Origin of the sequence: Leptospira weilii serovar Ranarum str. ICFT (genome assembly GCF_000332415.1) — a bacterium.
In the GTDB taxonomy this organism is placed as follows: Bacteria; Spirochaetota; Leptospiria; order Leptospirales; family Leptospiraceae; genus Leptospira; species Leptospira weilii_A.
Genome location: NZ_AOHC02000050.1, coordinates 67692 through 93175 on the forward strand (window position 1 = coordinate 67692; position 25484 = coordinate 93175).

Genomic DNA, 25484 nt, shown 5'->3' on the forward strand with positions numbered 1-25484 from the left:
AAAAAACCGATTCGAATTTTCGAGATTATGAATTTTCAATATACTCAATTACCCGCTTTAGGATCCCAACGTATCCCATTTTTGAACTCGAAAATGGATTCGTAAATAGGATAAAAACCGATTCAGGTTTTTTTTGGGAAAAATTTTATTTCTGAGTGGAATCGATTCAAAATTTCTTTATATCGTATCCGGATTCAATCGATGGTTCGATTTCGTATTTTACCTAAACAAATATTTTAGAAAATTCTTTTCCGTTCCCTTGGATCGGAAAAATGAAAATCCAAAGACTTGGATTTATAATAACACGAGACTTGGAACGGAATCTGAGATTCATAGCTCGGACGCGTCAATTTCTTTTGCAAATATACATATTATTTTTTAGAACAAGCATTCTTTTTTATAAGAAGCCGTCGAGCGAAACGCCTGGAGTTATCGGCTTGATTTTTTGATAATACAACGTGAATTCGATGTTTGAAATCCGGTCCTTGCATGCGGGGGCCGGACCGCGCTTGAACTTCAATGGCACGACTCCATCGCAGCGCCAGGGAGTGAGATTGAGCGCAGGAAAGCTCTGCGCTTTAGTTTTTTCCCGTATGCCGATCCATAGAAAGGCATCCACCGAGTTTTGAGACGCGTAAACTCTCCGTTTTAAGTCAGTAATTTGAAGCCGCAAAATATTAGATGCAAATGTACGGACTTCTTAAATCCTAAGAAAATCATTCCGATCCGAAATCGACTCCATTCCGTTATGACGAAATCCAAAACGAACTCAGGAAAATTGCAAATCGCCGACCTACTTCCGGAACATAGAGAAGCCGCAATCGAACTCGTAAATCAATTCTTTCGTCTCGTCAATTCATTCCAATTGGACGGAATATTCAAAATTCGTCCCCGCGCGGGAACCAAGATGATCGACGTTTATCTCAAACTGAGAGGAACGGGAAAAGTTCTTCTCCTAGGCGGTTTTTTGGGAGAAGAACTCGTTTCGATTCTCATTGCCAGAACCGAAGACAAACCTTATCTTGAAGAACAGAAAATTCTTTTTATCGACTTGGCCGTTACCAAACGCGGAAAACAAAAATCGGGTTACATGAAACCGTTGGTTCTCGCCTGCGAATCCTGGGCAAAAGACCGGTCTTTTAAATGTATCGAACTGAGAGCGATCGCCGAAAACGAAAATGCGGTTTCTTTCTGGAAGGCGATGGGTTACGATCCGTTTTACATTCGTTTTAGAAAATCGGTTTAACGCGAGTTCGACGTAAAAAAACGCCAATCGTTTTCCCCTCGGCGCTATACAATTCAAGTTGAATATTCAAAAAATGAATAGTTCCGGGGATTTTTAAAATGCGTGGTTGAAATCCACGAACGTCTGAGTGTCTTCCCTCGACTTTGCAAAGTCGATCAGGATCACAGTCGCCTGATTCCAGATAATTCTAAGTCCGCCTCCCCAAGAATGTTTATATCCTTGAAGGTTGATTCTTTTTTCGGAATCCCAAACACGACCTACGTCGTAAAACGGAACGAGACTCAAGGTAAAAAGTTCATCCAATATTTTGAATGTAGCAAACCTCCATCGAAACTCCGCGCTTCCGAAGCCGACCATCGGAGCGACAAAACGATCTTGGCGATAACCGCGCATCGTCTGAAGACCTCCGATCCCGGTCATAGTTCCGTCCAAACTCCACATGTATCTCACTTCGGAAAAAGGGGCCCCGGAAGAAGTATAACCGAAAGCGCCTCTTGTCGCAAAAACCAATTCTTCAAAAACGCTTGGAAAAATTTTATAAAAGTATTTCGTCTGAAAGAAAATTTTATTGTAATTAAAATCCGAACCGGTGCGTTTCGATACGTTCGCCATATTCAATTCTACTAATATCCCTCTGTCCGGATCCGGCTCGAAATCGCGCGTGTCGTAAGCGATACCCGCCCTAAAATAAACGATATCACCGCCGTTATAACCTTTGATTTTACCCCTTCTATAATCTTCCGTCAGTTTTGATTCTCCGTTGGGAACCGAGGTTTCCCAAATACTACCCGCTAAGTACGGATCCTTGGATGGATTCCAGACCCCGTCGGAATGACCGATGAGATTTTTGGAAATTTCGTTTGCGATCACCCATTTCCAAGCTTTCCAGAAAGTATAATCGACGCCGTTAAAAAGAGTCGTAGAATTGAACAGATATTGATTGTATCCCTGATCGCTAACCGTAGACGTAATTTCCGATCCCGCACGAGAAGGACGAATGTAAGATTGAGACGCCTCGTAAGATTCAAAACGCGCATTGTTTACCCGACCGATTTCCGGAAGGTTTCTCGGGCGATAGGAAAGAGATTGAAGGGAAGATTCCCCGATCCCAAAATATTGAGAATTCGGATTGTAATCCAAGCCGAGACTACTCTTCCACCGAAACGCCGTATTGAAGATATAAGGCGAATCGAACTGGATAAAATGATTCTTTACGCCTTCGTTGGTTTGAAACAATTGAAACGTAAGTTTACTTCGATAGGCTTCGTACTCGTAGTATGCATCGGTTTTTTTTCCGTTGAAGAATAAACTGGCGCGAATTCCACCACCCTGCCCTCTCACGGGGTCGGAACTCAAAAGCGGAACGGCCGTCACATACCAACCTTCCTTTTTCTCCGCAAGTTCTCCCGGCTCCAATCTCTTCCCTTCGTCCAAAGGAATTCGCACCGTGGGTTCGGCGTAATTAGATGAGGGAGAATCCGGCAACAGGACGGACCGCACTTTTCGTTCCAATTCCTTCGGAATTAAACTAAAGTGTTTTGCTCTCGATGGATCGCAACATACAATCGCTTTCGCATTGGTTACATCGAACTCGCGCAGAGGTAGTTCTTCCCCGAAAATCGGTGAGAAATTCCCAACGGCAACAATCCAGAGGCAGGTCCAAATCCAAACGCTGATAAAAAAACGATCCATGAGTATCCAAAAAAATTTCTCTTTCCAGAAAGATTTTATCGGCGGCCTTGTGTATAGATTTATATTCCTTTGGAAACTGAATCTCTCTAAATTTAACTCTCCTTCTTATAAAAGCGCGCGATCTAATTGAAAATTTTTGAGTTTTTCTGTCCAAAGACTCTCTTTTCTTTACTGCAATTAATTTAAATTTCTACACTCCTTAAGAAGTACAATTTGAATTTCCAAAAAGTCTTTAGAATGCAACGGAAAAAGTATTACAACTTCTAAGAATATTCGCTCTTAAGTGCCACTCACCTAACAGTTCAATTTACCGGTTAAAAAATAAATATCAAGTTATAACATAACTGGCGTTCAGGTCCGAACTGGGTTACTCTTCTCTCATCCCTCAAGTGAAAAGTCCAAATTTTCAATCCATTTTAAAATTTTTTCTAAAACTAATTTGAATACAACGCTGTGATAAGGGGAGCCTTCTATGAACGCATACGTAAAAATTTTTATTTCTTTTTCCATTTTGATTTTCGGGAGCATAGGTTGTGTTCAAGGAAAATCAAATTCAAGCATCCCCTTTCTTGCTTATTTGGATTTCGGCGATTCTAAGACAACCTCGACGTTTAGCGTTTCTCAAATTTCTCCCGGACCCAATGTCACTGGCGTTTCGTTGAATACGTCCATACAATTGGGTTTCAGTCAAAAATTGGATTCCTCCAGCATCCAATCCCAATCCATCCAACTTACTCAGGGAAACGCCGTTATCCCAGGAAACATCACTTCCGACGAAAAAACAATTTTATTCAATCCTACTTCCCCACTCGCAGCTTCCAAAGTTTACTCAGTACGAGTTTCCAAAGATATTAAATCAGCGGAAGGTTCCTCCCTGGCCGAAGAAACCGTTTGGAATTTTACAACGGCGACCATCGTGGATGCAGTCGCTCCGGCTCTCTCTCTGCGAACTCCAGCCGTAGGAGCTACGTTAGTGCCCAATAATACTTCCGTTCAGGTTTCATTTACCGAAACCATGGATTGTACTTCCATTGATAATACGATTCTAATATTAAAAAATAATGTTACCAATATTCAGGAACCAGCAAATGTCGCTTGTTTGGGTTCCGTCGCTACCCTCACTCCTACAAATCCTCTCAATCTCGCATTCAATACCGTATATAGAGTCGATCTTCTCGCAACCGCAAAGGATCTCGCCGGTAACCCGCTTACCGCTGCGTATAACTGGACTTTTACCACAGGACCCGCTCCCGACTTGGTCCAGCCGACTGTCTCTTTTGTCAGTCCAGCTCCCAACGCACAAAACGTTCCAACAAACGGCGCCGTGAGCATCGCTTTTAGCGAACCCATCAATTGTGCTACGATTCCCGGAAGTATCGTCCTAGATGACAATCCGCTTTTACCCGGAACCATAGCAGGGAATCTGGGGTGTACGGGGACTACCGCTACATTCACTCCTCTCGCTGTTTTAGCGCCTAACACCGTTTACACTCTCACAATTGCCGGGGCAATTACAGATTTATTTAACAATCCGCTCACCGCCGTACCTCCCTGGACGTTTACAACAGGGCCAGCTCCCGATCTGACTCAGCCTACGGTTACGTTTACCGTTCCAGCCGCAAACGCGATCGGAGTGGGAGTCAACGTCAATCCTACAATCGTCTTCAGCGAACCGATGGCATGCGCTTCCGTTAATAACGCTTCTTTTCGAGTGAGACTACAAGCTACACCCGGTGTGTATCTCGCAGGAAGTGTAAACTGTTTTGGAACATCCGCTACTTGGATACCCGACCCTGTCCTCAATCCTACGCTCGCTTTCAATACTCTATATACGGCGGAAGTCAATGCAGGAGCCACCGACTCGGTTAATAATCCGATCGTTCCCATTACCTGGAATTTTACAACCGGACCTGGGCCGGATCTGACTCCTCCCAGCGTTGCTTTTGTCACTCCCGCAAACGGCGCGTTAGGTGTAGCCGTCAACGGAGGTGTAAGCATCGCCTTTGACGAAACAATGAATTGTGGATCCGTTTTAGGTGGGATTACATTGGATGATGATCCTTTGACTCCGGCTACACTGGTGCCCATCAATATCAACTGCAATGGAAACACGGTTTCTTTGGCTCCAGCAGCGCCGCCATTGGCATTCAATACCCCTTACACAGTAAAAATCGCAAATACGGTAACCGACAGCAACAATAACCCCTTAAATGGAGGAGACTATATTTGGTCTTTTACCACCGGAATAGCTCCCGACATCACGCCGCCTCAGATTGCTCTCGTAAGTCCTCTGGCGGCGGCAACGGGTGTCCCGACAAATGCGAATATTACGGTTTCCTTTAATGAAACCATTGATTGCGCGAGTTTGAATCTTACGGTCAACAATGGAATCGGAGTTACCAAGAATTGCTCCGGCGCCTCGGCTACTTTTGTTCCCAACGTGGGAACTCCTCTCAACGCAGGGACGACTTATACGGTCAACCTAGTTGCAGTGAATGATCTTCAGGGCATTCCAATGGCGGCCGTTCCTCCTTGGACTTTTACAACGGGACTTGCGGCGGACGTTACTCCGCCGACCGTCACGATTCAAAACGTGAGAAATAACAGTATCATCGAATCCGGATTTATCATCGGAACCGCCGCAGACGACAGGTCCGTTGGTAGCGTCGAAGTTTCCGTAGACGGCGGCGGATTTACGAATGCGAACGTAACCGGAACCACTTCTTGGAAATACCAACTTCCCACCGGCGCCGCCACCTGGAAGCCCGGTTCTCAACATACGATTATCGTAAAAGCGATCGATACCTCGAACAACGTGACTACTACGGGTGGTGCCATTACTGTAAGAAAAGGAACCAACAAGGATATCAACGGGGACGGATATGTGGATCTGGTAACCTCGGAATACGGCCAGGGACTTGTTTACATATTTTACTCTTCGGGAACCGCTGGAATCACTGCTACCGATGCCACAATGGCTAATCGTACGATTGCCGGAGTTAAAACAGACTTTTTCGGAAAAACCATAGCCTCGGGCGACTTTAATGGAGACGGATTTGCGGATATAGCAGTAGGCGCACCTAAATCCGGTGGAATCGGTAAAGTTTATATTTTTCATTCGAATCAAACTCTAGGCGGTATCAATACATCTTTTTATATGTTTGCCAATACCATCCTTACGGGAAGCACGGTCGGTGAGGATTTCGGTGGTTCCCTATCCACCGGAGATTTGAGTGGAGACAGATATACGGATCTAGTCGTGGGAGCGCCGGCTTTTAGTACTTCCAAGGGTAGAATCTATGTATTCCATTCCCAAGGCGGAGCCGGAATTGCAACTGCAACCGTCACCACCACGGGAGTTTGCACCGCCGGCTGTAATTATTTTAGAGGAGGGATAACGAACAATGATAAATTCGGTTTTTCTATTGCTGTAGGTAACATCAATGGGGATATGTATGATGATATTACGGTCGGAGTCCCTGGTCACAATGGTGGAACATTATTAGCCGGTAATGGAAGAGTTTACGTTTATTATAGTAGCAATGGAACCGATTTAACCGTGCCGAATACGTTGGACAATACTGCTAACAATTACGCTTCCGGCGGGTATGCTCAATTTGGATATTCAATTGCAGTCGCTAATTTCAACGGAGATAACTACGATGATGTAGTCGTGGGGGCTCCTGAGTATAATCCTAGCGCAGTTGCAAATAACCAGAAGGGTATGATTTTTATTTTTACTTCTTCCGGGGCGACAGGAATTGGTAACATCGCGGGTATGACGAATGCTCCTCGTTATATTACGGGTGACAATAATCAGGATCAAATCGGTAGAGCTATCACAACAGGAGACTTGAATCTAGACGGAAGAGCAGATCTAATTACCTCGACTCGTGCGCTTGTTGCGAATGATATTGCCGTCTTTCTAACACCCAGTGGCAGTATAAGTGGTACCCCACTCTTATCCAATAAAAGCTATGAGATAACGGGGAAAGGTGGAAATGTACATATAGTGACTGGTCCCGGCAAGCCCCTCTCTACCGGTGATGTCAATGGAGATGGTATTCCCGATCTTATGATTGGTAGCCCGTTAATCGGTAACCAAATCAACATCTTTCATCTCCCAACAACAGGCACTGGTCAACCGGCCAATCTAACTACACCTACTTCTATTATCCTGGGTACTTCTCTAACCAATGGGATAGGTGGAAGCACATTAAGCAGCAATGAGTTCGGAGCCGCTTTCTATTGAGGAAATAAAATTACCTTCACTCCGGGGAATTTTTCTCGGAGTGGGTTGATTGCAAGAGTTCGATTTTGAGATTGCCGGCAGCTCCCTTTTAGGCTCACACCGGAAGCGTTCATTCGTATTGAATATGTTTCTAAGAATCTGTCCAAAACCATCCGATTTATCGGAGGCCACAAATCGCTGCGATTGATTTAAGTTTAGGAAAGCTTTAAAGTCTTATCGTAGAAACCGAACGGGGACTCCCTTCCATCGGTCCTATTGTCGGAACCGAAACGAGCCCTCTATTCGTTATTTTGAAGGAACCGGAGGCAGAGTTTCTTTTTGAATCATATCTTCGGTTTTAATCTCGTCGTTGCTCATGTCCATCAACGAAATTCTACCCGAAGTGATGATGGAATAATTATCGTCGTGTATTTCGAGAATGTCGATCGGTCTTTCCTTTGCCTCGCCCGGAGGAACGATTTTCCTCTGAAGCAAATCGTTGTCGATATAGTTGATCAAAGTATTCCTGATTTTTTCGTAATCGGAGATGTTTTCTTTTTCGACGGTGGCCCTAATATCGTCCAAATTTACGAACTGATATTCGGGTTTATCTTCCGTGGGAGTTTTGGACGCGATCATCGCGAGAAGCGCAAATTTTCTCGCCCTTCTCGCGATTTTGATTCCTTCCCCGTATAAAAGAAGTTTATAACGAAATTGATAAGGAGAGGAGTTATAGGCGATCGTAAAATGATCTTCCGAACTTTTTAGATCTCGAAAACCCAAACGTAATAAATGTTGCGCAATCTTATCGTTACTTCTAACGATCAAAGGGGAAGCGTATTCCAAAAGCGCTCTGGAATTTTGAAGATATTGTTCGTGAGTCGCCTGATAAAGATCTTTCATCTCTCCTTGGGCGGCTCTGAGATTTTTAAAAGAAAGACTGTAGTTGCTCTGGAAATACAACATGTTTCCGTTAAAATCGAACTGATTCGCTTTTTTCAAACTTGTGTAGGAAGGAATCGCCCCCAACTTTTTATAAAACTCTTCCTTACCCGCAACTCCGGAAACGGCGGGCTCCTCCACCTTCGTATTGTTAGGCGGATTTTTATCCGGATTGGCCGCGGCGCTTTCGTCCGTCAACGGAACGAGATTGCTCACGCATATATTGATGAATTTAAGATTGGTCCTATTCTCCCCAATCAGAATCCCGAGGTTGATCTGATCCGGTGAAACGGCCCAAAGCAGTTCTCCGGAAACGAGGATAATTGCGATCATTATTGTTTGAATTCTGGAAACCATGGTGTTCTCTATCTTCCAATATCGGTCTTCTGTTCTTTTTCCCCGGAAAAAATCGCAAAAAAAACGCACCTCTCACGGACGGAATTCCTTCGGCATATCCGTTTTGCTCGACATTGATTCTTGGAGATGATCCCGGATGAACGTTATTCTATTCAAAAGAAAAAATACGGTTCTTTCGATTCGATAGAATCCATCGGATTTAAGTAGAACATTTTTTTCCACCCTTCTCGGTCCCGGTCCGCGCGCCGGATATATGGAAACGGAGTAGTGATCGAGTAATGGGGATGCGGAGGTTTGCCGATAAGGATCTCGGATGATAACTGGAACGATTTGCACCTTCTACCGGCATCGAAATTTTTTGCGGAACAACAAAAGCAAAAACGGCGATCATCCAAAGACTTAAAACGATTTTATTTTTTCATTTTATTCGTTAACCTCGCGTGAATTAAGTTTTCACCAAAGTTAGAGTTGATTTACAAGATACGACTTTGCTTCCGAACGACAATTCAATTCTACTTTATAATAGAGTTGTTGAAAAATTCAACAGTCGCAATTAACAAAACCGCTTCGATCGCCCATTTCAATGAAACGGAAACAAATGGAGAATTAATTTTTCAACAACTCTAATATTCAAATTTCCTTTAGTGTATCTTATAGCGCCCTCTACTTGGTTTCTTTCTTACGGATCGTCCAACCGGTCCAAGCACAAACGAGGGAAATTACCGGACTACTTAAATTCAAAACCGCATAAGGTAAAAACACGACAACCGGAACTCCGAGCGCGGCCGCCATAAAAGAACCGCAGGTATTCCAAGGAACCAAGGCGGAAGTCATCGTTCCGGAATCCTCCAAGGCTCTGGAAAGATTTTTAGGATCAAGACCGTGTTCTTCGTAGGACTTCTTAAACATTTTGCCCGGAACCAAAATCGAAAGATATTGATCCGAAGAAAGCAGGTTCGCGGAGATACACGTAAGGATCGTCCCCGTCAAAAGAGATCGATCCGTATTCGCATATTTTAATATTCCTTTGGTGATCTCCTGAATCAATCCGGCTCCTTCCATCGCGCCCGCAAAAAACATCGCCGAAAAAATCAACCAAACCGTGGGAAGCATCGAAGCCATTCCGCCTCTCGAAAGTAACGCGTCCGTAAGCGGGTTTCCGCTTTTTGTCATATTCCCTTTGGAAGCCGCGTTTAAAACCTGTTTGTAGATTTCCGGAAAGTTTAAATCGTTGTGTTGAAAAAAAATTCCGGACAAAACCCCCGAAATAATTCCCGCAAGAATCGAAGGGATCGCGGGAATTTTAAAGTAAATCAATACGAAAGTTAAAATCGGAGGAACAAACAAAGCCGGATGAATTCTAAACGAACCTTCGAGCAGACGAATCACATCGTTTACCTTCTGCTCCCCGTTTTCCGAACCGGAATAACCGAAACCCGCCCAGGTAAAAAATACGATCGCAATCAACAGAGCGGGCAAGGTAGTATATAACATATGTTGAATATGCGTAAAAAGTGGAGTTCCGGCGATCGAAGACGCAAGGTTGGTAGTCTCCGAAAACGGAGAAAGTTTATCTCCGAAGTACGCCCCGGATACGATCGCACCCGCGGCGATTCCGGGAGGAACGTCTAACGTGGTTCCGATTCCCATCAAAGCCACTCCCACCGTTCCGACGGTGGACCAAGAACTTCCGGTGATCAAGGAAACGACGGAAGATAAAAGACAGGCGGTCACTAAAAAGAAGGAGGGCCTCAAAATTTTCAAACCCCATACGATCATGGACGGAACGATTCCGGACCAGATCCAAACTCCGATGAGAGATCCGATCAATAAAAGAATGAGTACGGGTTTTAAAACGTTTTTCAAAGATTCAAGGATTCGTTCTTCCAACACTTCCCATTTCACTCCGAGACGAATTCCGAGTAAACTCGCGACCGTTCCCGAAAGAATCAAAAGCATCTGCGCGGGTCCGTCCACGGTTCCGTTTCCGAATACAACTCCCGCGTAACCGAGTCCCATCACGAGAAAGATCACCGGTATAAACGATTCGAACAAACCAGGCTCCGTCGTTTTCACAAAAAATCCTTCGGAACCGCGGAGACGATTTTCATTTTTTTCTTTGTGATCGGATGATTCAAAACGATCGCGTATGCGTGTAGCGCCTGTCTTTCCATTCCCAATCTTGCCGTAAGATCGGGATCTTTTCCTTCGATGAATTCCAAAAAAACTCCCTCGTCTTTTCCGTAAAGTTTATCCCCCCAAAGAGGAAATCCTAAACTCGATAAAGTGGCTCGAATCTGATGCATACGCCCCGTGATCGGCTTGCATAAAACGAAGGAATGAATTTCCGACTCGTGCTTCGGATGGATCTTCCATTCCTCAACTTTTTCGTTTGAAGTTTGAGTTTTTGAAGTTTCGAAATTAGAACTCGATTTCCGGGATCGAAAAGTCGTTCGTTCATGACCGAATTCAATTTCGGATGATTGTGATCCTGTCCAATTCATATCACATTCAATTTTCTGAAAATTTTTATCAATAGAATCACATTCATCTTTCCGCACATTTATATTCATAAAATCGAATTCGATTTTGTGAAACTGTTTGTCAATAAAATCAGATTTGATTTTTTGAAAGATCGTAAGACAAATTTCCTCGTCCCCGGACACAGGTAAATTTTCCAAGAGGTATTTTTTATTTCGCTTTAAAAACTCTAATTTTAAAGGGACAAATTTTCTTTTTTTCCGTATTGTGGAGGAAAAATCGGATTTCAGAACGCCGAATGCGCTTTTTCTTTTCGGAAAATCGCCGTACACTTTCGTAATATAGTATTTTTGAATATTTCCGGAACTGAAAAGTCCGGACAAAAGAGAAGCCGTCTCGGAATTTTTAGCGAACAAAATCACACCCGAAGTTTCCCGATCCAATCGATGAACCGTAAACAAATCCCCGAACTTTCCGGATTCCTTCAAAAGAGTGAGAAGATTTCCTTTTCGATAAACACCCGCGGGATGAACCGGAAGATCCCCCGGTTTATCAACGGCCACAAAAAATTCGTCTTCATACAGAATCTTATAATCCTTTCGAACGGGCGGCTCTTCCTTTTCGATCGGTTGATAGACGACCGTTTCTCCTCCTTTGAGAAGAATACCGGGTTTTACCTTTTTACCGGAAACCGAAATTCTACCATCGTTGATTTCCTTCTGCCAAACGGTTCTGGAATGATACGTGAATTTTTTAGAAAGAAAATGATCCAACCTCGTCCCCGAATTTTCCGCGTTAACGCAGATCCGAAGTTGCTCCGATAAAGTTTCCGATTTTTGGGAACGATCGATCAAAACGTGATTCAGGTTCTGTCTTCCTTGGAATCGATGTAAGTGCGAATCATATTCTCCTCCCTTTCGGTTAGGTTGAAAAACTCGCAACCGATTCGAAACATCTTATCCGTGCTGGTGATATTTCGGATCACCGCGCGAAACGTTCCTTTACTTTCGGCCGAAAGACAGAGATCAAACAAGATCGTTTCCCCCGCGACAAAACTTCTGGAAAAGAAAATGGACTGATGATGAAAAAAACCGACTCCTTGCAGGGAGAGGTTGTCCACGTTGCATTTTTCTTTGGACTCCTGGAAAAAACCGGAAGCGATGATCTCTTTGGAAATTGCGTTAGCCGTAATATTAGCGGAATTGAAATCGTTTGTGTTCAATTCTTTTTCGGAAAAAATCTGAACGTAACCGAGAGGGGTGTATCCTTTGTAACGAATCATAATCGAAATTTCCGAAACGATTCCGGACTCCAGATTGTTCACGGCGATCAGCTTTTGATATTCCGAAAACTCAAGAAATTGAAATCCACCGCTTCCGTTCGATTTGGAATAACGATCCAAAACGTAGATGGATCGATCGAAATTAAACATCAGCCTCAGTCTGTTATCCATTTTGTCCGAAAAAAAGATATTGGAAAGAGGATAAGTTTCCTTTAGAAGTTTTGCATGTTTTTTGACGATCCCGTCTATCTTTTTATCGGCAAATCCTATCGCCTTTCTGACTTTGTATTGATTGATGATATTCGTAAGAGAGATCTGAAATCCCGAAGAGGAATCGATGTGAACCCTGTTTTCCGTTCTCTGTGCGATCGTGACTTGAATCGCGCTCGTAAGTAAAAGTTCCACACCGTTCGCAGGATTATGTAACTCGACCGTACAAAAAGCCGCAAACCGATGATTGTTATGAACCAGAAATAATTTTCGATTTTGTTCGGACGGAGTTCCGAGAGGAAACGTTACTACGATTCGAAAGGCATCCTTCAGACCCGCAACTCTTACAGGAAGAGGACGATTGTCGGCCAGGATAACTACGGGAAGTCGAGTAAAAAGAGATTGAAGAATTTTGTGAATTCCTTCCGGGTCATTGATGAGCTTATCCATGAGTTTGGTCGAGATCCATGATATTTTGTCCGAACACGACTCGAAGCGATCACCCGGAACCGTGATTTGCGGTTCGAATATTAAATCGTACATTCCAAGTTAGTAAAACGATTTTCTCATTCGGATACGGAATTTTCTTCGTCGATTTTTTTTCGAAAGAGAAGATCGGTTCCGATTCCTTTCAAAGTTTCGGCGCCGGTAACGTTCATCGACTGCAAAAGATTTTCGGTGTACTGGGAAATCAAAAACCGAATCCCCGCAACACCTCCTCCCACGGCAAAAATCGCCATCGGCCTTCCGACCAAAACGGTATCCGCGCCGAGTGCGATCATCTTAAAAACGTCCATCCCGCTTCGAACGCCTCCGTCCGCTGCGATCTGAATTTTATCCCCGACCGCTTTTCTAATTCCGGCAAGAACCCTCGCGGTCCCCGGCATATCGTCCAAAACTCTTCCGCCGTGATTGGATACGACGATACAATCCGCACCCGCGTCGATCGCGAGCGCCGCGTCCTCCGGAGTCATAATCCCTTTGACGATAAAAGGCAACTTTGTAAGAGAACGAATTTTCCCGAGTTTGGAAACGTTTCTCGTTATCGAAGAAATATTTTTCAACGTCATTGTTTTAAAATTGACCGCGTCTACGTCCATACCGATCGCAAAAAGACCCGCGTTTTCCGATTCCAAAAATCTTTCTTTCAAAAGACCTTCATCTTCCCTAGGTTTACAGATCAAAACCGCGTCCGCCTTCGTTTTACGAACGGCTTCGAGCATGATCAAATATTTGTCCGGACTTGCACCGTCGCCTAACCACGCTAAGGTGCCCGACGTTTGACAACCTTCGAGTAACGTGGCCGCAAAGGTAAACTCGTCCATGGCTCCGTTCATGTTCGTGACGGCTCCGGTCATCGGCGCCGCCATCACAGGCGTTTTGATTTTTTTTCCGAGAAAGATAGTTTCCACCGAGGCTTGTGTATGTTCTCGGATGTATTTGGGGAGAATCGAATATTCCCGTAACGCGTTGATATTGTCTTGGAAGGTGAGCATTCTACCCATGCCGCCCATACCGGGAACTCCGGAAGCGCAATCGGTTCCGTCACAGACCTTACAAACCCAACAGATATCCTTACCGAAACGAAACCTCGCGTTCTGTTGAATTTCTTTTTCGGAAATGGAATAAAGTTCGTCGCAGGTAAATCGAATCGTACGTTTCACTTTTTCAAAAACGGATTCGGCTTGTTTCAGAGTATCCGCGCTGATGATGACGTGTCCCGTCTTTTCGATGTTATTCGTAGGTTCCCGGATAATATCGCCGATCTGATTCATGAAGAAGAGATCGTTCACTCCTTCGATCTTATGAGTCTCTTCGATTCCGTCGATCGCAAGAAGTTTTCCACGCGGAGCCAAAAGACAACGTTCGATCGAAACTCTTTGCGCCGTAGGAGTCAGGTTGTCCGGCTCTTCGCCTAATGCGATTAAGATGGCCGCGCGGTTCAGGTTGATTCCGGAAGAAAGAGGAAACGTGAACGCGGACATAAAACCGCCTGACAATCTCGCTGCAATCTCTCCGACCTTAACTCCGTCGGGAGTGACTTTGATATCTCCCTTACCGGCGCCTAACGTGATGCCGAGCGCTTTCATACTCCGAAACATCACATCTTCCACTTCTTTCAAAACGGCGGGACTTAAAGAAGAAGGCATGTTGTGTCCCATCTCGATAAAAAAAGGCTCTCTTTCAATGATTCGGTCCGCGATCCCTGTGATCCGGAAATTTCCGTTCCAAGTGAGCGCGTCCACGGAAACTTCCGGACCGGGCATGTATTCTTCGAGAATCATTTCCCCCGTGGGAGAATATTTTTTCGCGTGTTTGAACGCGGCCTGTAATTCTTCCCTGTTTTCCACTTTGATAACGCCGCGCGCGCCCATATTGTCCGCGGGTTTCATCACGAGAGGAAAATTCAAAAATTCTAATGCGTCTCTCGTATCGGACAAACTCCACACAGGAGCAAAACCGGGAAGAGGAATTCCCGCTTTTTTGAGACGTTCCCGCATCTTTACTTTGTTGGAAGCGGCTTCCGCGTCCACATAACGAATGCCCGGAAGATCGAGTGCGTTTGCCACAGCCGCCACGGTCGTACTCGCGTCGGTTCCCGCGGTGATCACTCCGTCAATCTTGATCGTAGTCGCGAGTTTTTTGGATTCGCGGACCATCCCCTCGATGTCCTTCGTACTCATCACCATACGAATATCGCAGATTTTCATTCCCGGCGCTTGTGCGTTCATGTCCGCGACAACGGTCGTGAGTTTCATCATTCTCGCGGTTTGGATGATGGGAACTTGCAGAAGTCCCCCACCCACGATTAGGATCGTCTTTCCGGTGATTTTATGACTTAGTGACAAAAGAGAAAATCCTCGTTACTCATAACTATATAATAAAGTACCAATATTTCGCATTGAAACCGTATTTTACGATAAAAATAAACGGTACTCAATTTTATAGGAATCAGTGACAGTGAAGGGAAGACGCAAACTCCGCTTCTCGGATTTGCATTTGAATACTTCCCTTGCGAATGATTCCGCCTAACAACAAATAATCGGAATCCGTCGGATAAAACACCGCGGATTGTCCCGGGGTCACACCGCGAACTTCTTCCAGAGGATTGACTACAAGATCCTCCCCGAGTTTTGTGATTTTACAACGAATCGGAGTGTGTCTGTAACGAACCTGAACCCTACATTCGAGCGATTCCCCTTCGCCGAGAGGCGCGATACCTTGGTAGTTCGCGTCGATCACCGAAAAAGATCCGGTGTAGGTTTCATTCTCTTCTCCTAATATTACGGAACCGTCATCTTCGATCCCGATCACGTAGAGAGGATTTTTCCAGGCGATTCCGAGTCCCTTTCTCTGACCGATCGTAAAGTTTTCCCGGCCCCTGTGTTTTCCTACAATACGACCGTCCCGTAGTTTGAAAAAACCGGGAGTGAATTCCACGTTTTTCTTTTCCAAAAATTTTCTGTAATCGTTCTCGGGAATAAAACAAATTTCCTGCGATTCCGCCTTGTCGGCGACGGGAAGTCCCATTTTTCTTGCGATTTCCCGGACCTCCGGTTTTGTCATTTCACCGAGAGGGAAGATTACGTTTTTAAGATTTTCCTGCGAAAGTCCGTATAAATAATAAGCCTGATTTTTTCCGACGTCGATCCCGTTTAAGATCGCATAACGTTCCCCGTTACGCGCAATTCGAGCGTAATGACCCGTTGCGATCTTGTCGATTCCGAGAGCCTTTGCTTTTTCAAAAAGCGCTCCGAATTTAACGAACGTATTACACTCCACGCAAGGGTTCGGAGTTTTTCCGTGTTTATAGTCGTCGATAAAACGATCGATCACCTTCTCTTGAAATACCTTTTCCATCTTCACGACGTAAAAAGGAATTTTTAAAGAAAGTCCCACGTCTCTCGCGTCTCGAATGTCTTCGGGAGAACAACAGGATTTTTTCGTGGTATCGCAGGCGGGGGCTTCGTATTCCCAGGTTCTGAGATTGACGCCGATGACTTCGTAACCTTCATCCATAAGTAGACCCGCGGTCACCGCGCTATCCACCCCGCCGCTCATCGCCACTATGATTTTTCCCTTGTTCATCTACTTTCCGCCGTCTTTCCCTACTATACCTATAAGACTCCGTTTCATGTCCAAAAGAATTCTGTGCTCGTTCAACCAGTTTACCCCGAGAACCCCTTGAATTCGAACTCCCGTAGGAGCTCCCGAAAAATCGACCGGAAGTCCGGAAGGAAGAATTTCCAAGTTCTCCACACAAGTAGACGTCTGAATCAGACAAAGTTTACGAACAAATTGAGTTCTGATGTTCATTACCTTTCCTTGAAAATTTAAAACCGGCGCCAACCTGCTCGAAAACGTCTCTTCCACAAAACCGGGCAAAGGTTTTGGAAGTTCCAAAAGGCTCGACTCCGCGCCCGTGTCCAGGATCAAAAGGACCTTATCGTTTGTACCGTAACTCGTTTCCAACACGGGGAGACCGGAAAAAAATCGGAGGGGTTCGGCGCCCCGCAGAAGACCCGGAAAGCCGGAAATCATGGATTCGATCGATTTTCCGTCCGCAACCTGCAAAAAACGGATCTGAGTCGGATATTCTAATATTATAATTTTATCATACAATGAATCCATACCGATGATTCCGTCGAGTTCCAGATTGCCGGAAAAGGAATGAGAATATACGGTTATATCCTTAAAGATAGGATTGGTATTGTGAAAAAGTTTGACGGTTCGGATTTTTCGATAGGAATCGTCCTTTCCTCCGGGATACGTGAGCGCGATCCTTCTTTTGGGATCGTGTTGTGTAAAGTATCGTTCGTCTAAAAATGAAAATCGGGAACCGGTATCGACCAAAAAACGAATCGGTCTTTGATCCGGTGCGAGAGATAGCTGAATGAAACGAAATCCGTTTTTTACGTAAAAAGGAAGAACGGTTTCGACTCCCCCTTCCATTGCGGTGACTCGGGCTTTTGAGGGAATCGGAGAGCAGGAAAGTAAAAATAAAACTACGAAAAAAAGAAAGATCCTCAGATCAATTTTTTGATACATCTTTGATTGGAACATCGTGTGTAATCGATCACGCAGTCCCTGTATTGAATTCCCGTAATAGGATCCTCGGGTTTGTATTCTATAAAACACGAATACGGAGAAAAATCAAATTTTTCTTTTCCAAGGGCGCGATCCTGGATCCGTTTTGTGAGTTCGTTTTCCTCAAGCTGAGTCAGAGGAACTTGGTACAGCAGGAGATTTTTTTCCATACTGTATGATCGGCATATTTCCCAAAAAGAAAAGTTTTTCTAGTCCACTTTATAACAAACGGTTCGATTTTTACCGGAATGTTTAGCCGTATAAAGCGCCTTATCCGCTCTTTCGATCAGATCCTTGTTGTTTTTATCCTTCGGCCAAAACTCGGAAACCCCGACGGAAAGTGTGACTTTTAAATCCGGCCCGCCGTTCGGGTTTTTGACCGCACTCGCTTCCACGGCTTTGCGGATCTTTTCTCCGAGCTCGTAACCTCTTTCCAAATCGGCGCCCGGCATCACGAGACAAAACTCCTCTCCTCCGTACCGCGCAGGGATATCGTGTTTACCGGCTTGACGAATCAATTGTTTTGCCACTTCGATCAGAACCCGATCTCCGGCCTGATGACCGTATGTATCGTTGAATTTCTTAAAATTATCCACGTCCGTAAACAAAAGAGTGAGATGTGATTTTTTCTTTCTGCAACGTTCCATCTCTTCTTTGAGTTTGGTTTGGAAATAATGATGCACTTTGAGTCCGGTCATCATATCCACGGTCGCAAGTTCATAGAGCCTGGAGTTTTCGACCGCAATCCCGGCAAGGGTGGAAAGAGTCGTTAAGAAGTCTCGATCCTCCTCCTGAACCTCACTCATGGTCATCTTCTCGCCGAGAACCAAAAGTCCGTTTACCTTTCCCTTAGCGTTCAAAGGAATGATCAGATCCGCTCCGATTCCCCTTAAGAAATCGACTTCGTTCACGGCCCTTCCCATACACTCTTCGATCTGATTTACGGTCATTGCCTTCATTCTCGTTTCGAGAAACTGGATCAGGGCGGCGTTGGTTTTGATTCGGAAAGATTTTTCGTTTTCGGAAAGATCAAAACCTTTGTAGCTCGGATCCAATTCAAAAAAATCGGAATCCGCTTCCGGACTGACGTAAATCGCCGCTTGCAGAGTTTGGAGCTGGGCGAGACAAATGTTTAAAATTGCATCCATTAGATATTTATAATCTAAGGTGGAATTTAAAGCTTTGCTGATTTCTAATAATTGTTTTTGATCATAGATTTTCTTTTCCAGATATTCTATCATCAAGGGGTCGTTTTCTTTACTGATCAAACGGTGGTTCTCCGGTTTCTTAAGATACTAAAGGAGTTGATTTCCAATTTATCGCCGAATTCGATTCGACGCTCTTTTTCATTCGGAGTGATTCTCTTTTACGAAGATTATCAGTCCGATTTTTTATAAAAATCAATTCTTTTTGCCGATTTATTCTTGCTTTCAAAGTTTATCCACAAATACTGGCCCATAGACACCGCGCGGTGGAGCAGCTGGTAGCTCGTTGGGCTCATAACCCAAAGGTCATAGGTTCGAATCCTGTCCGCGCTAGTGTTTAATCCTTCCGCTTTACTTTTCAAGATAAATTTTAATCCGAAGAGTTAATTTCCTATGAATACAACCGTGTTTTATAAGAAGTTTGCTTCTTTTTTAGATTGAACGTACGAATTTCGACTTACAAAAAATCCGCTCTGCCTTTCTTACTATTTCAACTAATCATAAAGCACTACAACCTTGAATTTTCTCCCGAACCTTTTGTCAAAGAAAGGATCGGCAGTTCCGCCAAACTAAATTTCATTTTTTTTAAAATTCAATTTTAGATTTTCATAAATTCCTTAAATAACGTGAGTTCGGTATAACAAATGCGAAAGCGATTGTAGTGGAAATTCCGAAGGAATTGGAACGAAAAGCGCGGTCGCGAGCCCATTTCAGCTATGAAATTCGCGAGCGATTCGCCCAAGATTTCTTACGTCGAACTCACGTTAAATAAGTATCGACCTTAAATTTCAGAGAACACACGTTTCAAGTGGCGAGTGGTTAGATTTTAGGGATTAGGACTTTATAAGATTCTTAAGATCCCAGTTCGCGAGAACGTTTTGTGGCCGCTTTTACGGCTTCTAAGATTGCATTGCTGAATCCGTTCTTTTCCAACTCCGCCAGTCCCGCAATCGTGGTTCCACCCGGAGAAGTTACCTTATTCTTCCACACGGAAGGATGGGTTGTGGGATCCTTTTTTCTTTCTTTTCGGAGAAGTTCCGCAGAACCGATCACGGTTTGTATACTGAGGTCCAACGCCTCCTGATAACCCAGTCCGGAAAGAACTCCTCCTTCCGCTAACGCTTGTATGAATTTAAATACATACGCAGGACCCGATCCGGCAAGACCGGTAACCGCATCCATCAGAGACTCGGAGCTAAGTCGTACGGAATGTCCTAAGGATTGAAAAATTTCGGAAACGATTTCGTACAATTCCTCGTCCCCGAAATATCCCATCGCTCCTTCGGAAACGAGTAAGGGAAGATTGGGCATTACGCGTACGACTTTGGATCCGACTGGAAGATCCTTTCGAATCGCTTCCGTATGGATCCCGGCCGCGACGGAGATGATTTTTTTCGGAACGACGATTTGTTTTAAAAGTTCGGATACGTTTCCGGGTTTTACACAAACGACGATCAAGTCGGACTTGGAGATAAATTCATCCCAAGAGGACATCAGTTCTATTTTTTGATTCGAGGTCATATAAGGATCGTATCCTAAGACCTGTGTCGGATAACGTTCCTTGAGAGAGACGTAAATCGCTCCGCCCATATTTCCGCAACCCGCGATTCCGATCGTATATTTCATATCAATTCCTTTCTCCAAAAATCGCGCTTCCGATTCGAACAAAATCGCTTCCCTCTTCGATCGCGATCCTATAATCACCCGACATTCCCATGGAAAGTTTCGCTTCGGGTATGTGGTCCTTTTTGATTTTGGAAAGTTCCCGAAAAACATCCCTGGTTTTGGTCGGATCTCCGTCCGACGGACCCATTACCATCAGCCCTTCCAATTGGCAGTACGAGTTGGATAAACTTTCTTTTTTTTTCAACGTTTCGACCAATTCTTTTCTTTCAAAGCCGTGTTTTGTATCCTCTCCGGTCAGGTTGGCTTGCAAAAAGTATCGGATATATTTTTGTTCCTTTTGGGCGCGGCTCAGAAGTTCGTTTACGGTTCCGATACTCCCGACTCCGTGTGTATAAGAATATCCTAAAAACAACTTTCGTAAGGTTCCTCCTTGGACCGGCCCGATATGATGTAAAACAAGGGAGGAAGTTTTCTCGTTAAGCCACAGGGAAAATTTTTCGAGTCCTTCCCCGATTCGATTTTCTCCGAAGTGAACGATTCCGCAGTCGATCGCTTCTTTTACTTTTTCCAAAGGTTGAAACTTGGAAACAACGATGAGCGTCGGAGGACTTTCCGGTCTGAGTTTTTGAAGCTCCTCGTAAATTTTTTGATAACGTTCTCGTATCCCCATATCACTCTTTGGTTTTTAACTTTTCCATTTCCGTTTCCAAGTTCCGAACCCTTTTTTCGAGACTGCTCCGATCTTGCCCGTGAGTTTTACGTTTTTTCTTTGTATGAGAAATTCCTAATTTTCTCTCCAGACGATCCACCCTCGTTTCCAAGGATCGAATTTTTTTCCCGGTCTTTAAAGAAGTATGTTTTTTCATCCTGGATTTTTTTCCGCGATGTTTCTTCTTCGCGTAGTCGGCCTTGGTTTCCCAATCTCCTTGAGATTCCCGGATTTTTTCCTTTTTGGATTTTGATCCGGTTGTTTCGTCTTGGATCGCCCGAGTTTCGTCCTCAGGCGGATTCCATTTTTCCTCGGGGGATTTGTCCTTTGGCGTTTTTTTTGCGGAACGAGTTTTTCTTTCCTCAGGCCATTCTTCCCGAGGGGTTTTGGTGTCCTGAGTCGGTTGTGTTTCTTTTGCGTCGGAAGAGAATTCTCGCGAGCCGGGAGGAGTTTTCGTTTCCTTCGAAGTTTCTTTTTCGTTTGCCGAAAATTCTCCGGAGGGTTGCGCTTTTTTTTCTTCGGTCGGAAGAGTATTTAGGTCGTTCGGTGAAATCGGAGGCTCGGAGTTTATCTCAGGACTTAAAATGACACGATCGGTTTTGGAGTTGTTTACAACTTCCTCGGTTTCTTTCTTTTTTAAGAATCGGGAAATTTCTTCCCGAAAAAGATAACTGTAAACGATCAACGATCCTAAAAGTAAAACTAAGATTCCGGAAAGTAGGATTTTTAACTGGTCTCGTCTCATGATTGCACCTATTTCAAATATCGGTTTTTCGTCTGTTTTTAAGTCTCATTTTCTCCGAATAGAATCCTGTGAGCCGCTTGTTTTTCTCCCGAGTTTTATTTGTCCTTTGTTTTTTAGGATTTGTTTTGGGGGAACTTTCTTCCGCTCCGGTAAAAAGGGACGAGGACGAAATGAGCCGAGTTCTGATTTTAGAAAAGATACTCTCCGAATGGAAACAATACAATCTTTTTCTTGTGGACTCGTTCGACGGGACGCGACCCTGGGAAATTTACAGAGGGGTTTCTTTTTTAAATCATATCCGCTTTCATTCTCAGATCCCCGAAAACGCGGCCTTTTCCAAAGAAAGAGAATTTTATCCCGCTCTTTCGACAGCCGACGATTATCGTTCCATGATGGTTCAGACCTTTTTCGAAAACCCGAAACATTCTCACTTGGAAATTCGCCCCCGGGAAAAAATCAGACTTCCGATCGGAACTCCGACTCGAATTTTTTTTTGGATGTTTGCCTCGTCTCAAAATGCAAAATTAGAATTGGTTCTTCATCAGCATAAGTCCAAGGAAATCGTGATCGATCTTGGTGATTTGAATTTTGACGGCTGGAAACGGATTGAAAAAAAATTGGAGATTCCCGGAAAGAATACGAGACTGAATCAAAATCTTCGTTATCCGTTCGAAGTGGCGGAGATCCGCCTAATCCCCGGTCCGTTTCAAAAAAAAGGAGAATTCGTTTTTTATCTGGATCGGATGGGTATCCTCGTGGACACGAGGGACGAAAGTTATCCCGGTGCGGAGATCAAAGATAACTGGGGTACCGGTCTTTGAAAAATTCTTCGAGTTGTGAAGGTTTTTTCGGATCGAACTGAAACGTATCCCATCCCATATATCCCGCAGATTCCACGTTAGTCGTATTGTCGTCGATCAATACGTAACGCATTCCCGGATAATCGGTTTGAATCCATTGAAAGTATTCTTCCGCGGGTTTACGGGTTCCGAGTTCGCAGGAAAAATATAACTGATCGAATTGGGAAAATACTTCCTGCATCTCCGGAAATTTTCGAAGTTCCTTATACCAGACGGAATAATTACTCGCGAGTACGAGTTTGTTTCCGCCGTTTTTGAGTTGTTTTACGATTTCGACCGTTTCGGTTATCAATCGAACTTTGCCGAACATAAGTTCCTTGATCTTTCTCGGATCGGGTAAGTCCTCGTTTCGATATTCGGGAAGATAAAATCTTTCGAAAAATTCCTCCTCTTCGATAAGCCCTTTTTCGAATTCCAAGAATGAATTTCTTTCTCTTCCACGGATGAATTTTTCTCTCGATTCGCCCGGAAGTATTTTATAAAGTGCAGAATGAAAGGGATCCTTGATCAAAGTGTCCATCAGATCAAAAGCAAATAAAACTCCGCTCATAAACCTATGATTTTTCTCTATCAAATCCTGACGATCTTTCTTCTCGTCTTTATCGTTCCGCTCTCTTTCTTATTTCCTTCGGCTAGACTTTTTTTTAAGAAACGGGCCGCGGATAAAAAAAGAATTCTTTCCAAGGACTTGGATCTTTCCGGTAAACATACGGTGTGGTTGCACGCGGCTTCCGTGGGAGAGTTGGATCAGTGCCGAGCGCTCGCTTTTGAATTTCGTAAAAAAGATCCGTCCGCATTTCTGATTCAATCCGTTTTTTCGGAGAGTGTTAGAGATTCTCAACTCGAAGCGTTTCCCGCGGATGAAACCTTTCGTCTTCCGATCGATTCTCCCTTCGGTTATAACTGGATTTTTTCCCGTTTTCATCCGAAGGTTCTCGTTTTGATGGCTTGGGATACTTGGCCGAACCTCATCCTTTCCGCAAAAAGATTCGGCGCTAAGGTTGTTCTTGGTTCCGCGGTGATCGGAAGTCGAAAGGACGGATTTATGGGAAAACTGACAAAGGCGGTCTTTCAACATCTGGACGGTATTTATCCTGCGCACGAATCCTTTTACGATGCGTTTCGTTCTCTGGTTTCGGATAGAATTCCTGTAAAGGTTTTGGGAGATACGCGGTTCGATTCCGTTCTGAAAAAAATCGAGGACAATCGAAAAGAATTTAAAAAACCGAAAAATTATCCATATTCTAAAATTATACTATTTGCATCCACTTACGCACCCTGCGAGGATTTGATCGTCTCCCTTTACGATCTTATCCGTTTTAAAAGTCCGAACTTGTTAAACGAAGTTGCGTTTTGGATTTTTCCCCACAAAACTTCTCCGGACCGGATCGTTTCCATCGAACATAAACTTCAGGACGCTAAAATGGTTTATCAGACCTGGACTTCCGTTCCTTTCGAGGATATGTCCGCTCAAACGATCGTCTTTGACGTGTTAGGCGTTTTGGCGTTTGCATATCAGGCCGGAGACTTCGCTTATGTGGGGGGCGCTTTTCACAATCGGGTTCACAACGTTTTGGAACCGGCTACATTCGGTTTGCCCCTGATGACGGGTCCGAAAATTTCCAATTCTCCCGAAGCGATGATCCTGCAAAAGACGGGAGGTTTGTTCGTCGTTGAATCCCCGGAGGATGCATTTAATTTTTTGAATATTCCAAAAAACGAACTTGATAAAATCCGAAAACGGAACAAAGAATTTGTTCAGTCCGGTCGCGGGGCGGCGAAACGGTTGTTTGATGAAATTCAAATTTTCCTCTAAGTTTTTTCTTTCTAAGGATATGTTTAACGTGAGTTCGGTATAACCAATGCGAAAGCGATTGAAGCGAGATCAACAAATTGAAATGACGAAAGAAAACCGTTTTCGATCGATCCATCAATTTGTTGATCAGAGCAGAAAGCGCGTTCCGGCCCAAAAACCCGAGCGGCGCCGCTCTCTATGGATCGCAGCGCCGGGGCCGGATTCGCCCAAGATTTCAACCGTCGAACTCACGTTATTTAGGGTTTTTTTTCGAGTTCGTTTTCGGAATTGTTTTCAATTCTGCGGAACTTGCGGGAAAATGATTTTTTTTCTCTCACTTTTTTCGTAAATCCTGTCCGTTGTGACCGGGTTAAAGAACCGCTTCGGGTATGGACCTTCTTTTACTTTCTTGCGAGAAAAAAATTCAATCCTCTTTGAATGAAGGGGAGGTTGGCACCGATTCTCTTTTGATTCCGATGAGTTATTGGAACCGGTTGGATACGGTTCAAAAGAAGGCTCTTTCCAAAAAACTTCCTTTTTTACTGAAGAGATATACGAAGTATATCGCCTCCTTGGATCGACTTCATTGGAGAGCCGGGAAAATCAAATACAACTGGGGCGTGGGTGAGTTGAAGAAGATGACGATTCATGTGAATTCCGGTATTTGGGCGGTTTTGGGGGCTTTGGCGGCTGCACACGGGGTTTCCAGGTGTTTTCTTTTTAATTATCTTCTTTGGTTGGAAGACGTTGGAGTCGGGGATTCGATTGTGAATACGATGAACCGAGGAGTTCCTCGATTTCATGGGACTTACAAAATGACTTGGACCTTAAATCTACGAAAAAATCAAATTTCCAGGGCCTTATTCTTCGAACCGAACCCGATCACGAGCGAACATTTATACATCTTACCAAAACCAGACCTCTAAAAAAACCGTCTCACACGCGTTAGACGACAAAATCCGCGTCCTCGAAACCCGTGAACGATCGAGGATTACGTTTTCGTCGTACTAGGTGT

General features: G+C 44.2%; 19 protein-coding genes, 1 tRNA gene and 1 pseudogene. 6 read left to right on the forward strand and 15 right to left on the reverse strand.

From position 1 onward, the window contains the following. Positions 1 to 748 precede the first annotated feature (748 nt). On the forward strand, positions 749 to 1246 hold the full coding sequence (locus LEP1GSC060_RS16360) for a GNAT family N-acetyltransferase (protein WP_036096872.1): 498 nt from the start codon (positions 749 to 751) through the stop codon (positions 1244 to 1246). Positions 1247 to 1339: 93 nt separating this feature from the next. Here the strand turns inward: LEP1GSC060_RS16360 and omp85 are convergent, their stop codons facing one another. Beyond that, positions 1340 to 2938, reverse strand: coding sequence for an Omp85 family outer membrane protein (gene omp85 / locus LEP1GSC060_RS16365; RefSeq protein WP_003008493.1), 1599 nt, complete (start codon positions 2936 to 2938; stop codon positions 1340 to 1342). Positions 2939 to 3410: 472 nt separating this feature from the next. On the opposite strand from omp85, the gene LEP1GSC060_RS16370 reads away from it, so the two are divergent. Then, complete coding sequence (locus LEP1GSC060_RS16370; protein WP_003008474.1) at positions 3411 to 7190, forward strand: Ig-like domain-containing protein; 3780 nt, start codon at positions 3411 to 3413, stop codon at positions 7188 to 7190. Positions 7191 to 7475: 285 nt separating this feature from the next. Here LEP1GSC060_RS16370 and LEP1GSC060_RS16375 read toward each other — a convergent pair whose 3' ends face one another. The 10 genes and pseudogenes from LEP1GSC060_RS16375 to LEP1GSC060_RS16420 form a co-directional block, all read right to left on the reverse strand. Continuing rightward, the gene (locus LEP1GSC060_RS16375; RefSeq protein ID WP_003008469.1) at positions 7476 to 8468 is read right to left on the reverse strand and encodes an adhesin OmpL37 family surface protein; all 993 of its coding nucleotides are present in this window, start codon (positions 8466 to 8468) and stop codon (positions 7476 to 7478) included. Between the two features lie 152 nt (positions 8469 to 8620). After that, positions 8621 to 8859 (reverse strand): annotated as a pseudogene (locus LEP1GSC060_RS16380) (hypothetical protein). Positions 8860 to 9131: 272 nt separating this feature from the next. Further along, positions 9132 to 10487: a Na+/H+ antiporter NhaC gene (nhaC, locus tag LEP1GSC060_RS16385; protein ID WP_196221664.1), complete on the reverse strand. Its 1356-nt coding sequence runs from the start codon at positions 10485 to 10487 to the stop codon at positions 9132 to 9134. A 53-nt stretch (positions 10488 to 10540) separates the two neighbouring features. Then, positions 10541 to 11755 (reverse strand): RluA family pseudouridine synthase, encoded by a 1215-nt coding sequence (locus tag LEP1GSC060_RS16390; protein WP_420805491.1) that lies wholly within the window; start codon positions 11753 to 11755, stop codon positions 10541 to 10543. 56 nt (positions 11756 to 11811) lie between these two features. Then, positions 11812 to 12891 (reverse strand): PilZ domain-containing protein, encoded by a 1080-nt coding sequence (locus LEP1GSC060_RS16395; protein WP_003008343.1) that lies wholly within the window; start codon positions 12889 to 12891, stop codon positions 11812 to 11814. 116 nt (positions 12892 to 13007) lie between these two features. Further along, on the reverse strand, positions 13008 to 15290 hold the full coding sequence (locus LEP1GSC060_RS16400; RefSeq protein ID WP_003008406.1) for an alpha-hydroxy-acid oxidizing protein: 2283 nt from the start codon (positions 15288 to 15290) through the stop codon (positions 13008 to 13010). 103 nt (positions 15291 to 15393) lie between these two features. Next, positions 15394 to 16530, reverse strand: a complete 1137-nt coding sequence (gene mnmA / locus LEP1GSC060_RS16405; protein ID WP_003008565.1) for a tRNA 2-thiouridine(34) synthase MnmA — start codon at positions 16528 to 16530, stop codon at positions 15394 to 15396. Beyond that, positions 16531 to 17490: a pepsin/retropepsin-like aspartic protease family protein gene (locus LEP1GSC060_RS16410; protein WP_003008518.1), complete on the reverse strand. Its 960-nt coding sequence runs from the start codon at positions 17488 to 17490 to the stop codon at positions 16531 to 16533. Next, on the reverse strand, positions 17469 to 17699 hold the full coding sequence (locus tag LEP1GSC060_RS16415; protein ID WP_003008502.1) for a hypothetical protein: 231 nt from the start codon (positions 17697 to 17699) through the stop codon (positions 17469 to 17471). The genes LEP1GSC060_RS16410 and LEP1GSC060_RS16415 overlap by 22 nt, the downstream gene beginning before the upstream one ends. 39 nt (positions 17700 to 17738) lie before the next feature. After that, complete coding sequence (locus LEP1GSC060_RS16420) at positions 17739 to 18797, reverse strand: sensor domain-containing diguanylate cyclase (protein ID WP_003008505.1); 1059 nt, start codon at positions 18795 to 18797, stop codon at positions 17739 to 17741. A 197-nt stretch (positions 18798 to 18994) separates the two neighbouring features. Here LEP1GSC060_RS16420 and LEP1GSC060_RS16425 point away from each other — a divergent pair. Further along, positions 18995 to 19067 (forward strand) — tRNA-Met (locus LEP1GSC060_RS16425). A 519-nt stretch (positions 19068 to 19586) separates the two neighbouring features. On the opposite strand, the gene proC is transcribed toward LEP1GSC060_RS16425, so the two are convergent. Genes proC through LEP1GSC060_RS16440 form a run of 3 tightly spaced genes read right to left on the reverse strand, consistent with a single transcriptional unit; the run spans position 19587 to position 21814 of the window. Then, the gene (gene proC, locus LEP1GSC060_RS16430; protein ID WP_003008529.1) at positions 19587 to 20360 is read right to left on the reverse strand and encodes a pyrroline-5-carboxylate reductase; all 774 of its coding nucleotides are present in this window, start codon (positions 20358 to 20360) and stop codon (positions 19587 to 19589) included. A gap of 1 nt (position 20361) precedes the next feature. Next, complete coding sequence (locus tag LEP1GSC060_RS16435) at positions 20362 to 21030, reverse strand: YggS family pyridoxal phosphate-dependent enzyme (RefSeq protein ID WP_003008383.1); 669 nt, start codon at positions 21028 to 21030, stop codon at positions 20362 to 20364. Position 21031: 1 nt separating this feature from the next. Further along, positions 21032 to 21814, reverse strand: coding sequence for a hypothetical protein (locus tag LEP1GSC060_RS16440; protein ID WP_003008477.1), 783 nt, complete (start codon positions 21812 to 21814; stop codon positions 21032 to 21034). Between the two features lie 77 nt (positions 21815 to 21891). On the opposite strand from LEP1GSC060_RS16440, the gene LEP1GSC060_RS16445 reads away from it, so the two are divergent. After that, positions 21892 to 22635 (forward strand): flagellar filament outer layer protein FlaA, encoded by a 744-nt coding sequence (locus LEP1GSC060_RS16445; protein WP_003008425.1) that lies wholly within the window; start codon positions 21892 to 21894, stop codon positions 22633 to 22635. Here LEP1GSC060_RS16445 and LEP1GSC060_RS16450 read toward each other — a convergent pair. Next, positions 22607 to 23224, reverse strand: coding sequence for an HAD family hydrolase (locus LEP1GSC060_RS16450; protein WP_003008443.1), 618 nt, complete (start codon positions 23222 to 23224; stop codon positions 22607 to 22609). The genes LEP1GSC060_RS16445 and LEP1GSC060_RS16450 overlap by 29 nt on opposite strands. A gap of 6 nt (positions 23225 to 23230) precedes the next feature. On the opposite strand from LEP1GSC060_RS16450, the gene LEP1GSC060_RS16455 reads away from it, so the two are divergent. Further along, on the forward strand, positions 23231 to 24490 hold the full coding sequence (locus LEP1GSC060_RS16455; protein WP_003008454.1) for a 3-deoxy-D-manno-octulosonic acid transferase: 1260 nt from the start codon (positions 23231 to 23233) through the stop codon (positions 24488 to 24490). 368 nt (positions 24491 to 24858) lie between these two features. Continuing rightward, entirely contained in the window at positions 24859 to 25395 is a 537-nt protein-coding gene (locus LEP1GSC060_RS16465) for a DUF1564 domain-containing protein (protein ID WP_003008400.1), read from the forward strand. Positions 25396 to 25484: the final 89 nt, after the last annotated feature.